The 20,488-nt window shown below is 46.1% G+C and carries 18 protein-coding genes and 2 pseudogenes; 4 read left to right on the top strand and 16 right to left on the bottom strand.

The window, feature by feature from the left end; genetic code table 11:
- Window positions 1-5: 5 nt before the first annotated feature.
- The 8 genes and pseudogenes from lnrN to WA279_RS14175 form a co-directional block, all read right to left on the bottom strand.
- On the bottom strand, window positions 6-1,163 hold the full coding sequence (gene lnrN / locus WA279_RS14210) for a linearmycin resistance permease LnrN (protein ID WP_336155733.1): 1,158 nt from the start codon (window positions 1,161-1,163) through the stop codon (window positions 6-8).
- A 14-nt stretch (window positions 1,164-1,177) separates the two neighbouring features.
- Complete coding sequence (lnrM, locus tag WA279_RS14205) at window positions 1,178-2,368, bottom strand: linearmycin resistance permease LnrM (protein WP_327828929.1); 1,191 nt, start codon at window positions 2,366-2,368, stop codon at window positions 1,178-1,180.
- A gap of 12 nt (window positions 2,369-2,380) precedes the next feature.
- Window positions 2,381-3,316 carry a linearmycin resistance ATP-binding protein LnrL gene (gene lnrL, locus WA279_RS14200; protein ID WP_336155731.1) on the bottom strand — a complete coding sequence of 312 codons (936 nt, stop codon included), beginning with the start codon at window positions 3,314-3,316 and terminating at the stop codon, window positions 2,381-2,383.
- Between the two features lie 143 nt (window positions 3,317-3,459).
- Window positions 3,460-4,122: a two-component system response regulator LnrK gene (gene lnrK, locus WA279_RS14195; RefSeq protein WP_063335709.1), complete on the bottom strand. Its 663-nt coding sequence runs from the start codon at window positions 4,120-4,122 to the stop codon at window positions 3,460-3,462.
- Window positions 4,119-5,321: a two-component system sensor histidine kinase LnrJ gene (lnrJ, locus tag WA279_RS14190; protein ID WP_336155728.1), complete on the bottom strand. Its 1,203-nt coding sequence runs from the start codon at window positions 5,319-5,321 to the stop codon at window positions 4,119-4,121. Before lnrJ ends, lnrK begins: the two co-directional genes overlap by 4 nt.
- A 123-nt stretch (window positions 5,322-5,444) precedes the next feature.
- Window positions 5,445-6,626 (bottom strand): Gfo/Idh/MocA family protein, encoded by a 1,182-nt coding sequence (locus WA279_RS14185; protein ID WP_336155774.1) that lies wholly within the window; start codon window positions 6,624-6,626, stop codon window positions 5,445-5,447.
- 9 nt (window positions 6,627-6,635) lie between these two features.
- Window positions 6,636-7,577: a sugar phosphate isomerase/epimerase family protein gene (locus tag WA279_RS14180; protein WP_336155727.1), complete on the bottom strand. Its 942-nt coding sequence runs from the start codon at window positions 7,575-7,577 to the stop codon at window positions 6,636-6,638.
- Between the two features lie 27 nt (window positions 7,578-7,604).
- Window positions 7,605-7,718: pseudogene (locus WA279_RS14175) on the bottom strand (hypothetical protein); the annotation flags it as partial.
- Window positions 7,719-7,741: 23 nt separating this feature from the next.
- Here WA279_RS14175 and WA279_RS20890 point away from each other — a divergent pair.
- Window positions 7,742-7,876 (top strand): annotated as a pseudogene (locus WA279_RS20890) (MFS transporter); the annotation flags it as partial.
- A gap of 66 nt (window positions 7,877-7,942) precedes the next feature.
- On the opposite strand, the gene WA279_RS14170 reads toward WA279_RS20890, so the two are convergent.
- The 8 genes from WA279_RS14170 to glvA all read right to left on the bottom strand — a co-directional run bounded on the left by WA279_RS14170 (window position 7,943) and on the right by glvA (window position 17,828).
- Window positions 7,943-8,887, bottom strand: coding sequence for an AraC family transcriptional regulator (locus tag WA279_RS14170; protein WP_336155726.1), 945 nt, complete (start codon window positions 8,885-8,887; stop codon window positions 7,943-7,945).
- A gap of 96 nt (window positions 8,888-8,983) precedes the next feature.
- On the bottom strand, window positions 8,984-9,841 hold the full coding sequence (gene catE / locus WA279_RS14165) for a catechol 2,3-dioxygenase (RefSeq protein WP_336155724.1): 858 nt from the start codon (window positions 9,839-9,841) through the stop codon (window positions 8,984-8,986).
- A 17-nt stretch (window positions 9,842-9,858) separates the two neighbouring features.
- Window positions 9,859-10,263: a DoxX family oxidoreductase CatD gene (gene catD, locus WA279_RS14160; protein ID WP_015252533.1), complete on the bottom strand. Its 405-nt coding sequence runs from the start codon at window positions 10,261-10,263 to the stop codon at window positions 9,859-9,861.
- Window positions 10,264-10,416: 153 nt separating this feature from the next.
- The gene (locus WA279_RS14155) at window positions 10,417-12,231 is read right to left on the bottom strand and encodes an ABC transporter ATP-binding protein (RefSeq protein ID WP_042978122.1); all 1,815 of its coding nucleotides are present in this window, start codon (window positions 12,229-12,231) and stop codon (window positions 10,417-10,419) included.
- A complete protein-coding gene (locus tag WA279_RS14150; protein WP_336155721.1) occupies window positions 12,225-13,946 on the bottom strand; it encodes an ABC transporter ATP-binding protein in 1,722 nt (573 codons plus the stop codon). The genes WA279_RS14155 and WA279_RS14150 overlap by 7 nt, the downstream gene beginning before the upstream one ends.
- Window positions 13,947-14,051: 105 nt before the next feature.
- The gene (malP, locus tag WA279_RS14145; RefSeq protein WP_003233606.1) at window positions 14,052-15,635 is read right to left on the bottom strand and encodes a PTS maltose transporter subunit IIBC; all 1,584 of its coding nucleotides are present in this window, start codon (window positions 15,633-15,635) and stop codon (window positions 14,052-14,054) included.
- Window positions 15,636-15,649: 14 nt separating this feature from the next.
- Window positions 15,650-16,414 carry a MurR/RpiR family transcriptional regulator GlvR gene (glvR, locus tag WA279_RS14140; protein ID WP_336155719.1) on the bottom strand — a complete coding sequence of 255 codons (765 nt, stop codon included), beginning with the start codon at window positions 16,412-16,414 and terminating at the stop codon, window positions 15,650-15,652.
- Window positions 16,415-16,478: 64 nt separating this feature from the next.
- Window positions 16,479-17,828, bottom strand: a complete 1,350-nt coding sequence (glvA, locus tag WA279_RS14135) for a maltose-6'-phosphate glucosidase (RefSeq protein ID WP_014476180.1) — start codon at window positions 17,826-17,828, stop codon at window positions 16,479-16,481.
- 335 nt (window positions 17,829-18,163) lie between these two features.
- Here glvA and WA279_RS14130 point away from each other — a divergent pair, with 335 nt between their 5' ends.
- The 3 genes from WA279_RS14130 to WA279_RS14120 are packed head-to-tail and all read left to right on the top strand — an operon-like array spanning window position 18,164 to window position 20,486.
- On the top strand, window positions 18,164-18,478 hold the full coding sequence (locus tag WA279_RS14130; RefSeq protein ID WP_003243177.1) for a WXG100 family type VII secretion target: 315 nt from the start codon (window positions 18,164-18,166) through the stop codon (window positions 18,476-18,478).
- 5 nt (window positions 18,479-18,483) lie between these two features.
- Window positions 18,484-19,707, top strand: coding sequence for a hypothetical protein (locus WA279_RS14125; RefSeq protein WP_141949807.1), 1,224 nt, complete (start codon window positions 18,484-18,486; stop codon window positions 19,705-19,707).
- 11 nt (window positions 19,708-19,718) lie between these two features.
- Window positions 19,719-20,486, top strand: coding sequence for a hypothetical protein (locus tag WA279_RS14120; protein ID WP_336155717.1), 768 nt, complete (start codon window positions 19,719-19,721; stop codon window positions 20,484-20,486).
- The last annotated feature ends 2 nt before the right edge of the window (window positions 20,487-20,488 follow it).

Raw genomic sequence — 20,488 nt, 5'->3', positions numbered from 1 at the left:
TTTTTTTAGGCTCGGAGCGCCTTAAGCCCCGCTGCGAAAGTGATCGCAGCAAATGCAAGCAAAATGCCGCAGATTCCGAGAATATCTGTGACGCGGGCACCGTTAGCGATAATCTCCGTCAGCCCGCTCATCGCCCACTTTTGCGGAAGAAATTCAGCGATGGATTGCATAAATTTCGGTTCAATGTCGATCGGCCAATACATCCCGCTCACCATACATGTTGCGATGACGAACAAGTTACCGAATGCAAGCTGCTGTTCTGGCGTTCTGACATTGGCCGCTATCATCAATCCAATGCCGACAACGGTCAATAGAAAAAGTGACACTAATACAATAACCGCAGTCGGATTCCCCCAGTTGATGCCAAACAGCCAATGGGTGGAAAGAAGCAATATGCCAAATTGAATCCAGCCAATGACAAAGAAGGAAAGCACATACCCAGCACCGATTTCAGCTCGACTGACAGAGGCTGTAAGCAATCTGGACCAGACGCCGTTTTTTCTTGCTTCTAAAATGGTTCCAGCCGCTCCCATCATGGTCAGCATGACAAACAGGATGGAAAAACCTGCTGCTCTGGAGGCTGTGTCACTTGCTTCCGCACCCTCTTTTTTATCACTGAGCGTCTGTCGTTTTACAGCCGGAACTGTATCTTCATGTTTTTTGGCGAAAACCGTTTTATACGCCGACTTCCAGTTTTCTCCTGCTGTCTGAGATGCCGTTTTCGCCGCGGTCACCTGAATATTGAGCGTTGCCAATGTGCTTTCTGCATATTGTTTGACCATCGGCGCTTCCGACAGCTCGGGGCCATGACGGAAAATCAGCTCAGGATTTTTGCCTTTTTCCAGCTGTGTCTGGAACGAGCGGGAAATGACGATGATCCCGGCAATTTTCTTTTGTTTCAGCTTTTCTGACGCTTTGTTTTCAGACATGTTTTCGAATGTATACATATCATCGTGTGCCTTCAGCTGCCGAATATAATGCTGTGAGAGAATCGTATCGTCCTGATCAACGATTGCAAGCCGCACCTTATCATCATTGCCGCCGAGCATACTCCCAAATACAAAGGTAAGCAAAAGCGGGGCAGCAAACATGATCAAATAGTTCTGCGGCTTCTTAAAAATGAGAGAAAGCTCAATGCCGCAAATGGCTATGATTTTTTTCACCCTAGTGTACCTCCTTATCTTGTATGAAGCCGTCTGATACCAATTACAAGTGAACAAAGGCCGATCGCCGCAAAAAGAAGCACAGGCTTTTGAAGGTCAGCCCAGCCTCCCCCTTCCATTAAAGAAAGAAAGCCGTCAAGCGCCCAGCGATTTGGCACCGCTTTGGATACAGACTGCAAGACGTCCGGAAATTGGTACAGCGGCAGCATGGACCCGCCGAGAACCGCAAGCAATTGAATGCCGAAGCCGCCTATCGCATCTGCAGATTTCATATCGCTGATGCACGACGCAAGCAGCATTGAAATACCAGATACAGCTGCGGCGTAAGAAAGCCCGAGTACACTCACAAACAGCAGATTACCGCCCCAGTCCACACCAAATACATTGATTGTGACGATCAGAAATATGAAAAATTGTATGATGGCAAACAGATACGTCCCAAGCCATTTTCCGAAGAGAATGACGGATTTTTGCGCAGGCGTCATCAGCATTCTGGCAAGCGTCTCCGTATCCTTTTCCTGTAAAAACGATTTCGCCCCGACTGTCATATGAAACAGCATAAACATGCAAAGCATTGCCGCCGAATAGTATTGAAAACTGGTAACGGCCTTGCTGCCGACAGATTTTTCTGCAATAGTCAGCTTGTCACCTGTTTCTTTTTCTAGCGTCTTTGCCAGCTTTTCTGCAAACTGTGCAGGGTCAAGTTTTCCTTGCTTTACAGCTTCCGTTTTGCTGATGTAGTCCATTGAGGCTGACGCGGCTTCCTTTACCGCTTTATATTGCTCTATAAAAGAGCTGGCAGCTGTTTCGATGATGGAACTTTTCAATGTTTGATCAGGTGCGGCATAAACAACAGCTGAGGTTTTGCCGGCTTCCCAATGGTTCGGGATGACGATGCCTACATCGATTTTCTTTTCATCAATCAGCTTCTTCATCTTGTCTTCGCTGCCGGCTTTTGTGGCCTTTATCGACTTCATTTTTTTGAGAACATCTTTTGTAAACATGTTCGCTGCATCTGACTGGTCTGATTGAATGTAGCCGACTTTGATGTCATCAATCCGGCTGCCTCCGTCAACAACTGATCCGAGCGCCGCCCCTAAAATACACGTTAGGATCAGCGGCATTAGGATAAGCATCATAAACCCTTTTCTGTCCGTGATTCTGATTTTGACATCTTTCCATGCGATCCATATGCTTTTTTTCATGGCCGTCCCTCCTCAATCCCGCAACGTGCGGCCGGTCAGATTCAGAAACAGGCGCTCCAGATTCGGTTCCTGCACCTGAAGGGAGAGCAGGTTTATATGATGTGCAGCAGCTTCAGCAAGCAGGCTGGTGACGACTTTCTCATGATGAGCCGCAGAAATGTCAATTTTGAGCTCTAATTCATGTACTGTTATATCATTCACATGGGCCAGAGATCGGATCGCCACAAGAAACGCTTCATTGATCCCGCTGACCGTGAGCTGAATGATGGTATCGCCCCCAAGGCGGCTGCACAAATCAGTTTTTGTGCCAATCGCAATCATTTCCCCCTGATCAATTATCCCGATCCGGTCGCATAAAAACTCAACTTCTTCCATGTAATGACTCGTATAGATCACCGTCATGCCCGTTTCGTTGAGCTGTTTGACCGTTTCTAAAATGTGATTTCTCGATTGAGGGTCAATACCGACAGTCGGTTCATCCATAATCAGCAGCTCGGGCTTATGCATTAAAGCCGCACCGATGTTGATTCTTCGTTTCATCCCCCCGGAGAACGTTTCAATCTTATCTTTAGCCCGCTCAGTCAGACCGACATATTCAAGGACCTCAGCCGATCTTTTTTTGGCCTCACCGTGCGTAAGTCCGTACATTTTCCCCCAAAACATAAGATTCTCATGAGCCGTCAGCGTCGGATATAATGCAATTTCCTGAGGAACAATGCCGATTTTTTGTTTCGCTTTGGCCGTTTCTTTTCCGATAACATAGCCGCCCACCGTGATGTTCCCGCTGTCATGCGGCACAAGGCCGGAAATCATCGAGATGGTTGTGGATTTCCCCGCACCGTTAGGCCCGAGCAGACCGAACGACTCCCCCTTTTGGAGGGAAAAAGAAATGCCTTTCACAATTGTTTTTTTTTCGTATGCCTTTTTGATGTTTTCTGCTTGCAGCACGTCGTCTCACTCCTTTTTTTGATCCATTGCCATTGTAGAAGAAAGAAAGGCGTGCGGCATGTAGCGGCAGATAGAACATAGGGCATGAAAAAAAGGCCTGTAAAAGGCCTTTTCAGAGAAGCGTATATGCAAAACGTCATATGTCAAAAGACAGATACACCATATCTGACCGAGTAAATGGCGGCTTGGGTTCTGTCCCTGACAGCCAGCTTGCTGATAATATTTGAAACGTGGTTTTTGACTGTGCCTTCTGTAATGTAAAGCTTTTCGGCAATTTCTTTGTTATTCAGCCCGTACCCCAGCTCAGCCAGAACTTCGAATTCGCGCTCGGTCAGGTCGAGCAGTTCCTTAGGTTTTTCTATCTCATTTATTCCTTTCAGCTGTTTTTCACGCTTCCATTCATTCAGCATTTGGGCAGTCAATTCCGGCGGAAGCACCATTCCGCCAGAATGAACAGTCATCACTGCTTTTACAATCGTATCTGCCGACATATCCTTCAGCAGATACCCGCTTGCTCCTTCTTCAAGCGCTTCAGCAATCAGTGCTGAATCCTTAAAGGTTGTCAGCATCAAAACCTTTACGCCGGGCAGTGAGCTTGTGATTAATTTTGTTCCCTCCACCCCGTTGGAAACCGGCATGCGGATGTCCATTAACACGATATCCGGCTCCAGCTCTTTCGCCTTTTCGAAGGCTTCCTGTCCGTTTCGCGCCGTTGCGATCACATCGAGCTCTTCTCGGAGCTGGAGCAGGGATGCCAGCCCTTCTCTGACGATATCCTGATCGTCGGTAATGATGATCTTAATCATGATAAACTCTCCTTTTGCTGCACGGGCCTGAAGCTCCATTTTTTATTGGCAAGTGAAAATTCTGCATTCACAGTAAATCCTTGATCCTGTTCGCTTTCAAAGCGGATCATTCCGCCATGCTCCGCTGCCCGCTTTTTCATATTCAAGAGGCCAAAGCCAAGTGCTGCCTCGGGATTGCCTTTGCCGTCATCCTTAATGACAAGGCTGATGCTGTCCGTTGTGCAGGCAAGCTGTATCGAACAGGCTGTGGCGCCGCCGTGCCGTTTGGCATTGGTCAGTGCTTCCTGCACCGTTCTGATCAGGGTCGGATGGAGAGACAGCGGGATGATTGCAGGATCACCGCTGACCGCAAATTCTGTTGTGACTCCTGCATTTTTGCAAAAGTCCTCTGTCAGCTGTTTCAGCGATTCGATTAGCGAAGGATCGTTTTCAGTTTGCAGAGTGCGTACTGATAAGCGGACATCATCAAGCGCTTCACGGGCAAGTGTTTCACAGACACCTACTGTCTCATCCGCTTTTTGGCTGTCTCTTTTTTGCCATTCACGCAAAAGCTGCAGCTGGACGAGAAGGGCCGTCATTTTATGCCCCACTGTATCATGGATTTCCCGCGCCATTCTGTTCCGCTCGTAAATGGCAGTCAGCTCTTCAACATGCTTCGCATATAAATGGAGCTCCTGATGTGCAGCAGACAGCGCCAGATGGGACTCCGTCAGTTCCTGAAACTGCTGTTTTGCCGTATCCTGCGCATCCAACAGCTTGCGGATTAATTTGCCCACGACACCGCAGAAGACAACGAATGTCATGCTAGTCAAATGATCAATGACAAATTCATTGCCGAACATCGCATATGTACGGATGAGGACGGTTAAAAATAAAATAGAGGAAAGACATAAGACAGACCATGCTGTTCTTTTAGGAAACCCCCGCAGAAAAAAGGCGACCGCAACCGGACAAAGCATAATAATGAACAAACCTGTGCCGGGAAAGATAAATCCGAACGAAAAGCCGATTGCAATATCAATCAGGCAGAACCAGATGGCATTTGTCTCTTTTGTCAGCAAAACATGATTGGCTGCATACATGGCAGCACCTGCTGCTATAAATACATATCCAAACCAGTTATCCTCTTTCACAATGGACAGATACATTAAACAGCTCACCATCAAGGTGAACATTCTCGTAAAAAAAAGAGCCTTCACGCTCATCACTCCCGTTACCCAATTCCCTTCTTATCATACCTGCCTGAGGGCATTTTTGACAGGAGTTTCTGGAAAATAAAAACCGCATATGAACTTTATGTCATATGCGGCGCATTCCCTCATTTATTTAAATTCAACCCAAACTGACCCTTGGTTTGCCGAGCGCACGCAGTTCTCAATCCAGCGAATGCCCTCGATCCCTGCATCAATGTCAGGATAAACCAAGTTGTTCAAGATTTCTTCATCTTTACGGTTTTTGGCGTCTATCGCAATGGCAAATTTAAGATAAATATTGGCCCATGCTTCGGACAGCCCTTCGCTGTGTAAGGCGCCCAGTCGTTCATCGGCGCTGCAAACATCATCTAAATACGGCATGCCGCGAACGAGTGTCTGGCTCGGCTCTCCCTGCACTTCATACGTCAGTTCGTTCGGTTTGCTGTCCCACCATTCGAGGCTTGCTTTTGAGCCGACAATCCGGATTCTGTGGCCATCCATACACCCTGCATTGATTGATGATGTCCACATTGTTCCAACCGCCCCGTTTTCATAATGCATCAGCACATGGGCATTGTCCTCTAGCGGCGCGCGGCTGCCGACGAAGCTCTGGCGGTCACACAGCAGCTCTTTCATTTTCATCTGCGGCATAATAAGCTGCGACATATAATACGTGTGGGTAGATAAATCGCCCAGCACAAAGCTTGGCCCGGCGATCGCGGGATCGACACGCCATTTCTGTGCAGCGCTTATGTTTTCGCCCTCATCTGCTGAACAAAAACCGTGTGTGTACTGCAAGTCAACCACGCGAATATCTCCGATCATTCCTTGTTCAATCATCGCACGCATTTGAAGAAGCATTTGATTGCCTGAAAAACCATACGTCACGCCGACAATTTTCCCTTTTTTCTCTGCGAGCGCTTTAATTTCATAACCCTCTGCTGAAGTGAAGAACAGCGGTTTTTCACAGATGACATGCAGTCCTGCTTCAAGCGCCGCCTTACAAATCTCATAATGAGTGCCGTTCGGAGTGGCAATCGATACTACCTCTATGCCATCCTCTCTTTTCGCTTCCTCCGCAAACATTGTTTGATAGTCGGGATAACAGCGTTCCGCATCCACTCCGAGGTTCACCCCGAAGTCTTTTCCTCTTTCGGCATTGATATCAAAGGCACCTGCGGTTAATTGATAGGCAGTATTGTCTCTCAGCGCTCCAATACGATGTTTATATCCAACCTGGCTGAGCCGCCCGCCGCCTACCATTGCCCAGCGCAGCGGTTTTGAAATGATTCTTTCTCCATTTAGCATCAGAAAAACCTCCTATTGGCTGATGGCTTGTTTTAAAGCTTCTATCGATGTGCGGATGCCCGCTTCCGGTGACATCGTTAAGTCCTCCATTTCTAAGGAAACCTCACCGTCGTACCCCATCATTTTTACGACTGAAAAAAATTCCTTCCACCACTGTAAATCCTGTCCGCAGCCGACAGCTGCATAATTCCATGCCCGGTTTGCAGGATCTGTCACTTCTTTTGTTTCTAACAGCCCGTTAACCGCAGCTAAATGTCTTTCAATTCTGACATCTTTTCCGTGAACATGGTGAATGGCTTCTCCGAGCTCCCTTGCCGCGATGATCGGGTCTGCGCCCATCCATAATAAATGGCTCGGGTCAAGATTCAAACCGACCATCGGGCCGACTGCATTTCTGAGCCGAAAGAGAGTCTCAGGATTATAGACTAATTGAGAGCTGAAATTTTCAAGCGCGATTTTTTCAACACCGCAGGCCTCCGCTTTTTGGACAAGCTCCTTCCAATAAGGAATCGCAACATCTTCCCATTGATAGTTGAGGATATCTTTTAAAACGGGAGGCCAGCTCACTGTGTATGTGATCCAATTCGGCACTTTGTCGTCCGGGCCGCCGGCTGGCAGGCCGCTCATCATGATCACTTTTTTGACGCCTAATAATCCAGCCAGCTCCATCGTTTTGTCCGTTACTTCTCTGTGCGATTTGCCCAGTTCGCCTGGATCTAAAGGATTCCCCGAGCAGTTTAATGCGCAAAGTGTCATGTTCCGCTTTTCCAGCGCTTGTGAAAATTCTTTTCTTTTTTCGCTGCTTTGCAGCAGTTCATCAAGATTCAAGTGAGGCGCAAGCGACCAGCCCCCGGTTGTCATTTCAAGTGTATCGATCCCAAGCTCTGCAGCAAAATCGAGCATGTCTTCAAAAGGCAAATGCCCTAGGCTGTCTGTTACATAAGATAGTTTCATAGATAGATTCCTCCTGATCTCTGCGGATTACGATAAGTGAGTCAATTGAGTCGGCATTTCCTGATCAGCTTGGCGGCCATACTGGCGGAATGAATGCTCAAGCTGTTCAAGTGACCGCCCTTTTGTTTCAGGCACATATTTTAAAAGATTTTCAAGAGCTGTAGATCAGGCGCAGTCTATTCATTGGGATAGGAATCCGCGATCGTACAGCAAATTACCGATGTCAATTCGATCATGTACATGGGACAGAAATGTTAAGAAAAGACGGCTTTCAAACAGAAACCGCTTTCTTAAAAAATTATAAGACAACAAGATTTCTCGCGTCTTTATCATATGGAGACATTGTTTTGTCATTTCAGGACATCTTATTCGTGCGGCTCGGCCTGTTCGATTTTTTGAAAAGGCTTATTGATTTGAAATGCGGTCATTTTTGAGTCTTTATAAAGGGAACGGAAAAGCCCTGGAGAGCTGCCGATTTTGGCAGAAAATACGCGTGTAAAATAATGTACAGAGAATCCTATTTCTTCTGCTATTTCCTTTATCGATAGATTCGTTGACTTCAGCAGCGCGGCGGCTTTATTGATTTTTTCATTTTGGACAAACTCAGAGTAGCTGACACCCAGTTCTGCTGCAAATAAACGTGATAAGTGCCTGCCTGAGATATGAAAATGGCCGGCGACATCCGTCAGCTTTAACGGCTGTGTCAGATTGTCTTTAATGTGCAGTTTGACCTCCGTCAGCAAAGCAGATGAGCTTTGAATGAGCTGCTTGTTTTTCGGGCGGCGGGCGGACGGGAGAAAGGTTTGGATTAATGACAGGATCAATGCGTGCGACAATTGGGATAGGATCTCTTTGTCAAAAGCATTGACTGGCTGAGTTGCTTGCAGCATTAACGTTTTCCAAAGAATGCCCGGAGGTTCGCCATCTTTTATTTGCACTGTGACAAGGGGGCTTTGTTTCACTTCTTCCATCACGTTGATCCATTCAGCGCTTGATTGATCCTCACTCAGCTCAAAAGCGACATAAAGAATGAACAGTCCTGTTTCACTTTTGATTTGGTGCAAATGATCCGGCTTTGACAAAAAAATCGTCTGTTCCCGAAGCGGATATGTACGATCGCCTTCAAGGTAATATCCTTCACCTCTTACCACGTAACAAATTTCATAAAAGGAATGCTTATGAAGCAGTGTGTTATAGTGGTTCGTCATTGCTCCCCAATAATGGACGTAAAATGAAACATCCTTTTGTTCTAAGCGATGCACATACTGATTTAAAGCGATTTTGCCTGTCACAAGGTAATCGAGTTCCATGTAAACGCCTCCTAACAAGTTGGTGGTTCTCTCATCATAACAAGGCGGACAAAAATAAAAAATCCCCCTGCCGTTTTTTCGGCAAGGGGATTACAGTCAAATCACAAATCTAATATAGGCGCCGGAAACAGGGTCTTTCACACGAAAGCTGTTTTCCGTCTCTTCAATTGAATACCCGGCATGTTTGACTCGGTTTGCCACCAAATCCAGCTCCTCTTGGTGAGGCAGGACAACAGTGTAATAGTCTAGTCCGCTGGCATTTGTCGGTTTAGGCGGCGCATTTCTTCCCGCCCAAATGTTTAAGCCGATATGATGGTGGTACCCCCCGGCTGAAACGAAGAGGGCGGACATGCCCGCATAGTTTCCGACAATGTCAAAGCCCAGTACATCTGTATAAAACGCTTTTGCTTCTTTCAAATCACTGACATGCAGATGAATGTGTCCGATGATTGTATCGTTCGGAAGCGATGATTTCCGCTCATCTCCTGCCTCTTCCAGAAGGCCCTCAATGTCAACAGCGGTTGTCGTCATGACGTAGTTTCCTTCCTGATCACGCTGCCACGTGCTGCGGGGGCGGTCAGCGTATATTTCAATGCCGTTTCCGTCAGGATCAGACAGGTAGAGCGCTTCGCTGACAGCATGGTCTCCATGTCCGATAGCAATGCCGTGTTCAATCAGGCGGGCGAGCGCGATCCCAAGTTCTTTCCTGTCCGGAAGAAGAATCGCAAAGTGATAAAGGCCTGTCACAGACCGTTCAGGCAAGACGACAGCGCTCGGATTTTCTTCAAGAATAAGCAGTACGCGTTTCCCGTCAGCCGTTAATTCAGCTTGGCGATCCGTCTTTTTTAAGACTTGAAAACCGATGACGTTACAGTAGAACTGAAGCGAACGCTCCAGACTGCGAATTGTGAGTTTGGCATAGCCAATGTGTGTATCCTCATGAATGCTGGTCATGCTGCATGCCTCTTTTCTTATGCTGACACGTTTTCGTTCTTTTTTCCTTTAAACACAAATGGGTCCAGCGCCAGGAATCGACTTCCAGTAAGCGCCAGATGAATGGATGTCAAAAGCAGAAGGTAATCAAATTCTGCATTGCCCATGAATGGCGCTTTCAGCTTAACAGTGATGATGGCGCCGATCAGTGTAAGAGCGAACAGTACACCGACAATACGTGTAGCCAATCCGAAGAAGACAAGCACTCCGCCAATGAGTTCAATCGCTGCGATGACATACGCCATAAAGCTTGGAAGGCCTATGCTGCCGAAAAATTGGATGGTGCCCTCCATCCCCTGAAACTTTGATAAACCGTGAACAAAAAAGATAATACCTGTAATAACTCTTAAAAGTAATGTGCCAATTTCAAATGATTTATTCATTTTATCCTCCTTGATAAATGTTATCACTTACTTAATGTAAGCTAGTATATATACATAACTTGTTTACGTCAAGTAATTTTGTTACATTTTACGAAAATGAAATAAAAGTACTATAAAACTGTAACAAAAAAGACCTCTGTGCAGGACAAAGGTCTATTTCTCAAATTGGCTTTCATATAAGTCACTGTAAAATCCTTTTTGCCGAATCAGCTCGTCATGGCTGCCTTTTTCAATCATTTCACCGTCTTTTAGCACCACAATCTGGTCCGCTCTTTGAATGGTGTTCAGCCTGTGGGCAATGATGACGCTTGTTCTTCCTTCCATTAAACGGGCGAGCGCTTCTTGAATGTTGACTTCTGTAACGGTATCAATGTTGCTTGTCGCTTCATCCAAAATGAGAAGAACCGGATCGGCAAGCACCGCCCTCGCTATAGAAATCAACTGCTTCTGTCCTTGACTGATGCCCGAACCGTTTTGCGTCAGCACGGTGTCATACCCTTTTGGCAGCCTTTCAATAAAACTATGGGCATTCGCTGTTTTTGCAGCGGCTTCGACTTCCTGATCAGAAGCATCAAGCCTGCCGTAGCGAATGTTTTCTCTGATCGTTCCCTGAAATAAGAAAGAATCCTGAAGAACAAACCCCATGTTTTTTCTTAGGCTTGCTCTAGTAAGGGTTTTAATATCTGTACCGTCGATTAAAATTTTTCCTTCGTTAGGCTCGTAAAAACGGGCGAGAAGGTTAGTGACGGTTGTCTTCCCCGCCCCCGTCGGTCCGACAAACGCGATGGACTGCCCCGCAGGCACGGTAAACTGTAAATGCTTCAGTGTCTGCTGCCCTTTATCGTAACCGAAGGACACATCCCGGAATTCAATGCTGCCTGTTTGGATGGGCTGATGCACGGCGTTCTTTTCATCCTCGCGCTCTTCTTTTTCATCAAGCACGTCAAACACCCGTTCAGCGCCGGCGATTGCGGACAGCATCGTATTAAACTGGTTGGCCAGATCGTTTAAAGGGCGTGTAAATTGTCTTGAATACTCGGCAAAGACGACGATGGAGCCGATCGAGATCCAGCCTTTCAGCGCAAACAAACCGCCGATTGCCGCTATCATTGTAAAGCTTAAGTTATTCAAAGAGTTCATGACCTTCGGGATAAACCCGGAAATCGTCTGCGCCCAAAAGCCCGACGTCTTGAGTGCAGCGTTTTTTTCGAGAAATTCAGCAGTAATCTGCTTCTCACGTGAATATGCTTTGATGACCTTTGCGCCTGAAACAGATTCCTCAATATACCCATTCAGATCACCAAGGTTTTTCTGCTGTTCTTTAAACAGCTTTCCCGTTCGGTTGGTGATCCATTTCAGGCTCGCTGCCATCACCGGAATAATGGTCAGCGTAATCAATGTAAGGAGCGGGCTCATGTACAGCATCACCGCAATCGTCCCGACAAAGGTGATCACGCTTGACAAAATTTGAATGACTGACGTGTTTAAGGTAGAACTGACATTTTCGATGTCATTCGTCACCCGGCTCATCAGCTCGCCGTGCCGCTGTTTATCAAAAAATGGAATCGGCAGCTCATGCAGATGGGTGAACAATTCGCTTCTCATTCTGAAAACCGTGCCCTGCGAGATCGTAATCATCCAATAGTTTTGAAACCAAAGCGACAGAGACTGAATGATATAGATAGCGAGCAGAAGAAGCAAAACGGGAATCAAGCCGCTGACCGTTTTCCCGACGATAAAATGGTCGATGGCCTTTCCGATCACAAAGGGGCCAAGGAGCCCGAATATGGCGCTGATGACAACCATCAGCATGACAAGTATGAGCAGTCCTTTTCTTTCAGCCAAGTAAGACCAGATTCGTCTCAGTGTGCCCTTTGTATCCTTTGCTTTCGCCCGCTTTTTCGCTCCTTCTTTTTTGTCGATTGGCAGTTTGGGATATTGGAAAGGCTTGCGGATGTCTTTTAGCATGACTCGCTCCCCTCTCTTCCGAATTGTGACTCGTAAATGCGCTTGTATAACTGAGATTCAGAAAGCAGCTCACTGTGAGTGCCTTTTTCAATCAGTTCGCCGTCCTCAAGCAGCAAAATCTGATCAGCTTTCATCGCCGTGGTTATTTTTTGTGTAATGATCAAAGTTGTGCAATGGTATGTGCTGATTGCTTCAAGCAGCTTCGCCTCCGTTTGCAGATCAAGCGCGCTTGTGCTGTCATCTAATAGAAGGATAGCCGGTTTTCGAATCAGTGCCCGCGCAATGGAAATTCGCTGTTTTTGGCCGCCGGACAGGTTGACGCCTCTTTGCCCCAAAACTGTGTCATATCCATTTGGGAGCTTCAAAATCGTTTCATGAATTTGCGCATGTTTGGCCGCATCTATTATTTCATCTAGTGAAGCATTTTCTTTGCCCCAAGCGATATTTTCTTTGATTGTGCCGGAAAACAAGAGGACTTCCTGCGGTACATATCCAATTTGCCTGCGCAGCCCTTCAGCCGGAATATCTTGCACCGGCTTTTCATCTATGTAAATGCGGCCTGAATCCGGCTGATAAAGCCGCGGAATGAGCTGAAAAAGCGTGGACTTGCCCGAGCCCGTCGCACCGAGAATCGCGATCGTTTCTCTTGGCTTTGTAGAAAATGAGACATTCCTGAGCGCTTCTCTGTCCATTTCAGGATAGCGAAAGGATACATGCTGAAACTCAATCCGTCCTGACAAACGATCGGATATGATGCCTTCCTCCCGCTCATCGCCTTCTGTTTCAAGCACCTCGCCGATTCTATCCCCTGAAGCTTTCGCCCTGGTGAAAATCATAATCAAAAACGGAAACATCGAAAGCGCACCTGTAATTCGTGTTGCGTAGTTAATTATCGCAACAACATCGCCAACCTGAGTGCTTCCGCTCGTAATACTGTAGGACCCCGCCCACAAAATCAAAAGGATGCAGAGATTCATCATCAGCATCAGTACAGGCATCGTGAATTCCACAAGCTGAAAGGCCGAAACCGTTTTTTCCATCAGCCTTGTGTTGGCTTTGATAAATCGTTTGACTTCGTGGCTGCCGCGAAGCAGCGCTTTGATCAGCTTGATTGCGATTAAATTTTCCTGCATGATGGTGTTCACTTGATCCAGCCTTTTCTGCACTGAGCGGAACAGTGCCCCGCCTTTCCTTAATACCCATAGCAAAAACAAGATCAGGATCGGAATGGTCACAAGCAGAAATAAGCCGAGCTTCACGTTAACGGTGAGTGACAGCACAATACCGCCTACAATCATTAACGGAGCCCGCAGCATAAACCGCAAACTCATAAAAATCATATTTTGAACCTGTGTGACGTCGTTTGTCAGCCTTGTAATATAAGAAGAGGACGAAAACTGGCCAAATGTGGAATAGGAGAAGGACTGGATTTTTTGAAAAAGCCCTTTTCTCGTATCATAGGAAAAGCTTTGGCTGACATGGGCGGCATAAAAGGAATTCAGCATCCCCGCCGCAAAGGATAACACGGTCAGCCCGATCATGACCGCGCCCCATGTCCATACATGCCGCAGATCTTGCTTCAATATCCCATCGTCGATGATTTTTGCAATCAATAAAGGCTGCATCAGTTCAACTGCAAGCTCCGTCAACATAAGAATCAGAGCAATTCCCGCCAGCAATGAATATGGTTTTAAAAACGACAAAGCCTTTTGCATGTAAAAGCCTCCAAACCCCTTTTTACTCGATTGTCTCTTTCTTTACTTTACTATGGCGGTCTTTTTGACGGCAAACGAAAACCCTCCCGAAAAGGAGGGCAGTCTTTATTGATTCAATATTTTTTCCACACGCTCCCGCATCTGCGGTACGCTTAATCCGATAATTACCTGAAACGCCTTCCCGTTCCTGACAACGCCGTGTGCGCCAAGCGCGCGGAATACGCTGTCGGGCTCGACCTTTGTTTCATCCTTGACACTGACTCTGAGGCGGGTGGCGCAGTTTGTGACTTCAGTGATGTTGTCTTTTCCGCCCAGCGCTTCAATATACAGAAAAGCGGTGTCATCAGCCGTTTCAGCAGCGGAGGCCGTTTCATCCTTGTTTTTTCGTTCTCTGTATTCCTTTTTCGAATATAGCTTTGTTTCCTGCTGTTCATCCTTTTCCCGTCCTGGTGTAGCGATATTGAATTTGAGGATTAAAAATCTGAAGACGAAAAAATAAATTGCTGTAAACGAGAGCCCGATCAAAATTTGATACACATATGTCATACCATGGCTGCCAAAGAGCGGAATCCAGTTCAAGGTCACCGCCTCAATCAGCCCGCCTCCCATATTTCCGACGACGCCGGCCATATACATAACTGTCGACATTGTGGCGGCAAGCACGGCGTGAACCGCAAATAAGAAAGGTGAAATGAATAAGAACGTAAACTCAATCGGCTCTGTAATCCCGGCGACAATCGCTGTCAGTGTGACAGGAATCAGCAGCCCTGCGACGAGTTTTTTCTTTTCCTTTTTGGCTGTCACATAAAAAGCCAGGGCGATACCCGGAATACCGAAGATTTTCGAGTTGCCGTGAAGCGCGAATCCGCCTTGCGGAAAGAGCTCCTTCAGCGGTTTGGCGCTTTGCGAATATTCGCCAAGATGCTGTGCCCAATACGTGACGATCCCGCCTTCCGCTACAGCCGGGCCATAAATAAACGGCGTGTAAATAAAGTGATGAAGGCCGGTCGGAATTAAAATCCGTTCCAAAAACGTGTATATCCAAACGCCCACCGCCCCGGAAGCAACCAGGAAGCTTTGAAGCGAGCCAATTCCAGATTGAACCATCGGCCATATATAAGACACAGCCAAGGCAATTGGGATCATAATAAAGAAGGAAATCATCACGATATATGTTGAGCCTTGAAAGATGCCGAGAAAATCGGGCAGTTTTTTATCAAAATAGCGATTATGCAAAAAGACGACAATCGAAGAAATAAAGATGGCTCCGATAATGTTGGTATCGAGCGTTTTTATGCCCGCAATCATCGTTAACCCGCTCGTTCCGCCGACCTCTTGATTCATGTCGACGCCAAATGCTCCTCCCCATACCGTCAATATCGCGCTGACAAAATAGTTGAATGTCAGGTAAACAGTAAGCGCTTCCAAACAAGCGCGTGCCTGAGCTTTCTTCGCCAAAGCAACCGGGATGCCGATGGCGAATAAGAGCGGCATTTGGTTAAAAACAGTCCAGCCGCCCTGCTCAATGATATACCAGCACTGATACCAAAAACCGTCAGGATCGGCGAGCGGGCCCATGAGGGTTTTATTTTTAAAGAGCGTGCTGATGCCGACGATAATGCCGGCGAACGCGAATAATAAAACAGGCACAAACATCGCGCTTCCAAAGCGCTGAATTTTTTGCATCATACCAGAACCCCCTGCTACTCATTGTCATTTTTTTCTGCCTCTTTGTAATCAACATATGCGCGGAACAATGCTTCGCCAACGAGAAAAAACGGTGCAAAAGCGACAATTTCCGTTTTATCGCTTAATGTCACAGGTTTGCTTGTCGCATAAAGATTATGCGGAGTCAGCTGGGCGAGGACATTGTTTTTTAAATTCGTAATGGAAATAAAGGGAATACCCTTTGCAGAAAGCATTCTTGCCTGAGGAATCAGCTCCGGTGTTTCTCCGGAAAGAGAAATGATGATAAACAGATCGTTTACTTTAAAATCATCGCGCATCAAATTAAATTCATTTGTGTCTTCAATTAAAATAAGATAGCGATGGCGCGGAATAAACATTCTTTGCAGGTCGCGGGCGCATATCTTTTGCGCATTTCCTGAACCGTAGACGAAAATGCGGTCCGCTTCATCAATCAGCTGGCACATGTCCGTCATTTCCTTTGTCCTTAAGAACTTCAAATTTGCTTCAATATCATCAAGCAGCTTTTCAAAACTCATACTCTCGCCTTCTTCCGGCTGATCTTCCCACTTTAAAAAGACGCGAAATTCACTGTAGCCACTGAAACCGAGCTTTTGGGCAAGCCGTAAAATTGAGGAACGCGATACACTGCAAGCTTTGGCAAGCGCGTCGATTCCAAGGTGATAGCATGTGTGCTTATGATTCAATATATATTTTAAAATATGAAAATCGTTGTCATTCAATTTGCTGTAGTGCTGATTGATCAGTTCTTCGAGCTGCATATCAGATCCCCCCATTTTCTTTCTATTATATACAATTACAGATTCGAAAATGGGGGAATTTCAGTTATGATATGCGGGTCGGGCTTTGATCAAGCTCAGGCCAGAAGTCTTTGTTTGCTTCCATTAAATCCTCAAGAATGAGTCTTGCCACACGCGCGTTCGGCACTGTTTTTGACAGGATTAGCGCCTGCCACAGCTTTTGGAACGATTTCTCCGCCCACGCTTCAACAGTCAGCTTCTCAACGGATACCTGCTGCTCCATAAGCCCTTTTTGGAATTGCGGAATGGTGCCGACGGTAATAGGTTCAGGCCCATTTGAGCCGACAATGCATGGCACCTCGACCATCGCAGTCGGGTCAAAGTTCGCAATTGCGCCGTTATTTTCAACGATCAACAGCATTCTTTCACCTGTGTTGTAGGCAATCGCCCGGGCAAGATCAACGATATATGATGCGTGGTCATCGATTTTGATTTCGCTGTTTTCCGTGGACTGCTCACGTGTAATCATGTCACATTGGCTGAAAATAAAAGCTTCGCGACCTTCCATCACTTCATTTGCCCGCGTATGATTCGGATTTGATTTTTTCACCATATCATCCGGGAACAAATAATATTGCAAATACGTATTCGGCAGTGTGTCAGGATCTGCGGCCTGCACGTCACGCGCTTTGGCGAATGTGTCATTCCAGCTCGCCTCCACCGCTTCAGCCTCTGTTTTCGGAATATAGCCGTATTGAGATACATGCTCCTTCAGCTTCGGCATTAAATCGTTGCCCTCTTGATCCTGAATTGATGTCCACCAGCCGAAGTGATTTAATCCGTAATAGCGGACCTTCATTTCTTTTCTTGAGGATAAGCCAAGAATTTGCGCCATCCGGTCTTCGATCCCAACCGGCATATCACAGATATTGAGAATTTTAGAATTCGGTCTAAGGCGTCTCGTAGCTTCAGCCACAATTGCCGCCGGATTGGAATAATTGAGCATCCACGCATCAGGCGAGTATTTTTCCATGTAATCTAATATTTCAAGCACACCGCCGATCGATCGCATACCGTATGCGATCCCGCCCGGCCCGCACGTCTCCTGGCCGACAACTCCGTACTTTAACGGAATTTGCTCATCAAGCGCACGCATCGCGTATTTCCCTACTCTGATGTGCGCCATAACAAAATCGACATCTGTAAAAGCTTCTTCCGGGTCAGTCGTCGCTGCAAATTCAATATCCGGCGCTTTTTCTCTGATAAAAACGTCACAGGCGCCTGCAATTCGATCCTGTCTCTCCTTATCATTATCATACAGCTTCAGCTTTCTGATCGGAAACTCCTCCAAATGGTCCAAGAGCATGAGTACGATCCCTGGAGTGAAAGTGCTCCCTCCGCCCGCTATTACGATTGAGAATGATTTTTTCTTCATATGACGACCTCCTTGATAACGTTTACAATTCCATTTATACCATGAGATAGCCCGTCCCGTAACACGGTTGGAGCACTTAGGTCATTTGATCAACTTTAGTGTTTTTTCCCATAGAGCGGGAAATTTCTCATTTGCCTTATGTCTGAGAGATTTGTTTTTTTTACCTTTTTTGTAATCTTAAAGTCTCACCAACTGTGAATTTTAAGTGAATATACGCCCTTCCAATTCTTATGAAAAGGTTCTTTTGTACGATTCGGATACATGCCTAATTATTTATAATCATTTATATAAAACATCCAATTGTGCGTGAATTTAGAAAAGGCAGGGGACAAAAGTTGGACTCATATAAAGTCATTGAGCTGGCAAACAAGTACAGTGCGGCCGCAGAAGAGGTCAGAAGCTCCAAAATGCTGCTTGAATCCCGGTTATCTGCATTGGGAGATGCTTGGCAGGGCAAAGCAAGAGATTCGTTTGACCAGGATTTCGAGGAAACGAAAGCCGCCTACGATCAATTCGAACAGGAGCTGCTTGAAACAAGCCAAGAGCTGAAGGCTGCCGCTGTCAAAATAGAAGAACGAAAAGCTGAAATTGCCAGAATGGAAGAACTGGAGCGTAAAGCAAGAGAGGAAAGACATAAACTCGGGAGGTGAACGGTGTGTCAGGAAACATTGCAATTGATCCGGATAAGCTCGAACAGCTTGCAAATGATGTAGTCACTGAATTAACTGATATGGAAAACAAATATAAGGACCTGCATGTGGAGCTGGGGCAGATGATTTTGCAATGCGATCCCCGCTACAGCAGCTGTTTTTCCGGAGTGGGCGATGCGTGGAGCTCAGGAAAAGCGCTCGTCACTAAGCTGAGTGACAATGAGATTTTCATCAGAAAAACGGGCGATAAATTTGTGGAACAAGATGATATTTTGCGAAAGCTCTACAATGCCTACGACAAATACGGTACGATGACAAGCTTAACCGCCCTTATGCTGACGCAGGGAAAATATTACGGATTAGGGCTTACGAAATTTGTGAAACAGCCAAGCGGCTTGCATACAGCCCAGCACTCAAAACTGCTCTTGGATATTTCCAGGGCCGTTGACAGCTCACGTTATCAAAAAGCGGCAAGAGTGCTTTTGAATCCTAAATATTTGTTGAAAAAGACAAACCGTCCATTTTCAGATTTGGTACATAAAAAGTTTACAAAATACTTCCCTCAGGACACGGTGGATTTTTCAAACAGCGTCAGAAGCTACACAAAAGGATTTCTTAATGAAGCCGGCGTACGCTCCACTTTGAAGGATGTGGGAAAAACGGGCTTGAGATTCGCGAAAGGAAATGCCATTACCGCCACACTGATTACCGGTGCGACCGAAACATTCGGAGCAGGCGTGAAAATTGCTGAAAATTATGCAAAATACCAGGACAAACCCGAAGTTCTCAAGCGTGAAAACGCCAAGGCCGTCGGGAATGCTGTGAATAATACGATTTTTGTTGCCGGCGGTGCCACAGCTGGTGCTGTTGTGGGCGGTGCCGTAGGAAGTGTGTTAGGTCCTGTCGGCACAGTAATCGGAGGCACAATTGGTTCGGCAGTAGGAGGGTTTGTTGGGGAAAAAATCGCAAAATTCACATCAGTCTATGCTGAAAAAGCAGCAATAAAACTTAAAGAACCGATCCATGCTGTCGTTGATACAGCCAAAAAAGGACTGGAATCAGCCGGCAAAGTCGTCAAATCAGTGAATGACGGCATAGATGCGGCGAATAAAACGATACATAAAGGGATAGACAGTGCGAAAAAAGGAATAGAAAAAGCAAAGAAAACAGCGGATTCGCTCATACACGGCGCAACCCATTTCCTTAAAGGGAAATTTTCATTTGGATAGGAGAATAAACAATGAAGCAGTTTACAATCAGCATAGAAGAACTCTTGTTTTGTTTTTACAGCGAAGGGTTTTTCGAACAGGGAATGGCCTTAAAACAAGCCTATTTTCCCGAAATAGAAGATGAACAGCTCGGCGCCTTATTTGAAGCCGCGTGCCGCTCACTCTTAGCCAAGGATGCGGCGGAATATCGGAATCATCAATATCGGCTAAAGGACGAATACTGTCCGTTTATCCATGTGTTAAACGACGCCGACTATACAGTGAAGCTGTCCAAATTTGATGAACAAGGCAAAGAACAGAATATATCCTGCCATGTTTCAAAGTTTGGCACTTACTCTCATGAATTGCTGTTTGATGAACAGGTGCATAGAATCAAAAAAATGGATTCAACTAATGGATTACTCTCTAAAACATCCGTGTTTTTAAATATAATAGATGCAGAAGATCACAAAGAATCACTGATCTCTCTGACATCAACTGAATTTGAATTGCTTTTGGAGGGCGCTTCAGACACTCCCACACATCTCAAGGAGTTTCTAGATAAGCATGATCACCAAGAGGACGTTACCCGTTTTGTAAATGATCTGGCTTTGCGAAAAGGAAAAATGGATACGCTGATGCGGCTGGTTTATGACAAAGACAACTCCCCGGAAGTGGCTGACATGGCTTTCGTTCTGCCTGGCAGCCATCATACTTGGCTGGTAACAGGTATTACCCAAAATGAATTTTCTATCGTAACAGCAAATAAAGATGTGATAAAAGGAATACTTTTTTGCTAAAG

Origin of the sequence: Bacillus sp. 204(2023) (assembly GCF_037027505.1) — a bacterium.
In the GTDB taxonomy this organism is placed as follows: Bacteria; Bacillota; Bacilli; order Bacillales; family Bacillaceae; genus Bacillus; species Bacillus subtilis.
The sequence above is the reverse complement of the archived record's forward strand: the minus strand, read 5'-3'. Positions and strand labels throughout refer to the sequence as shown.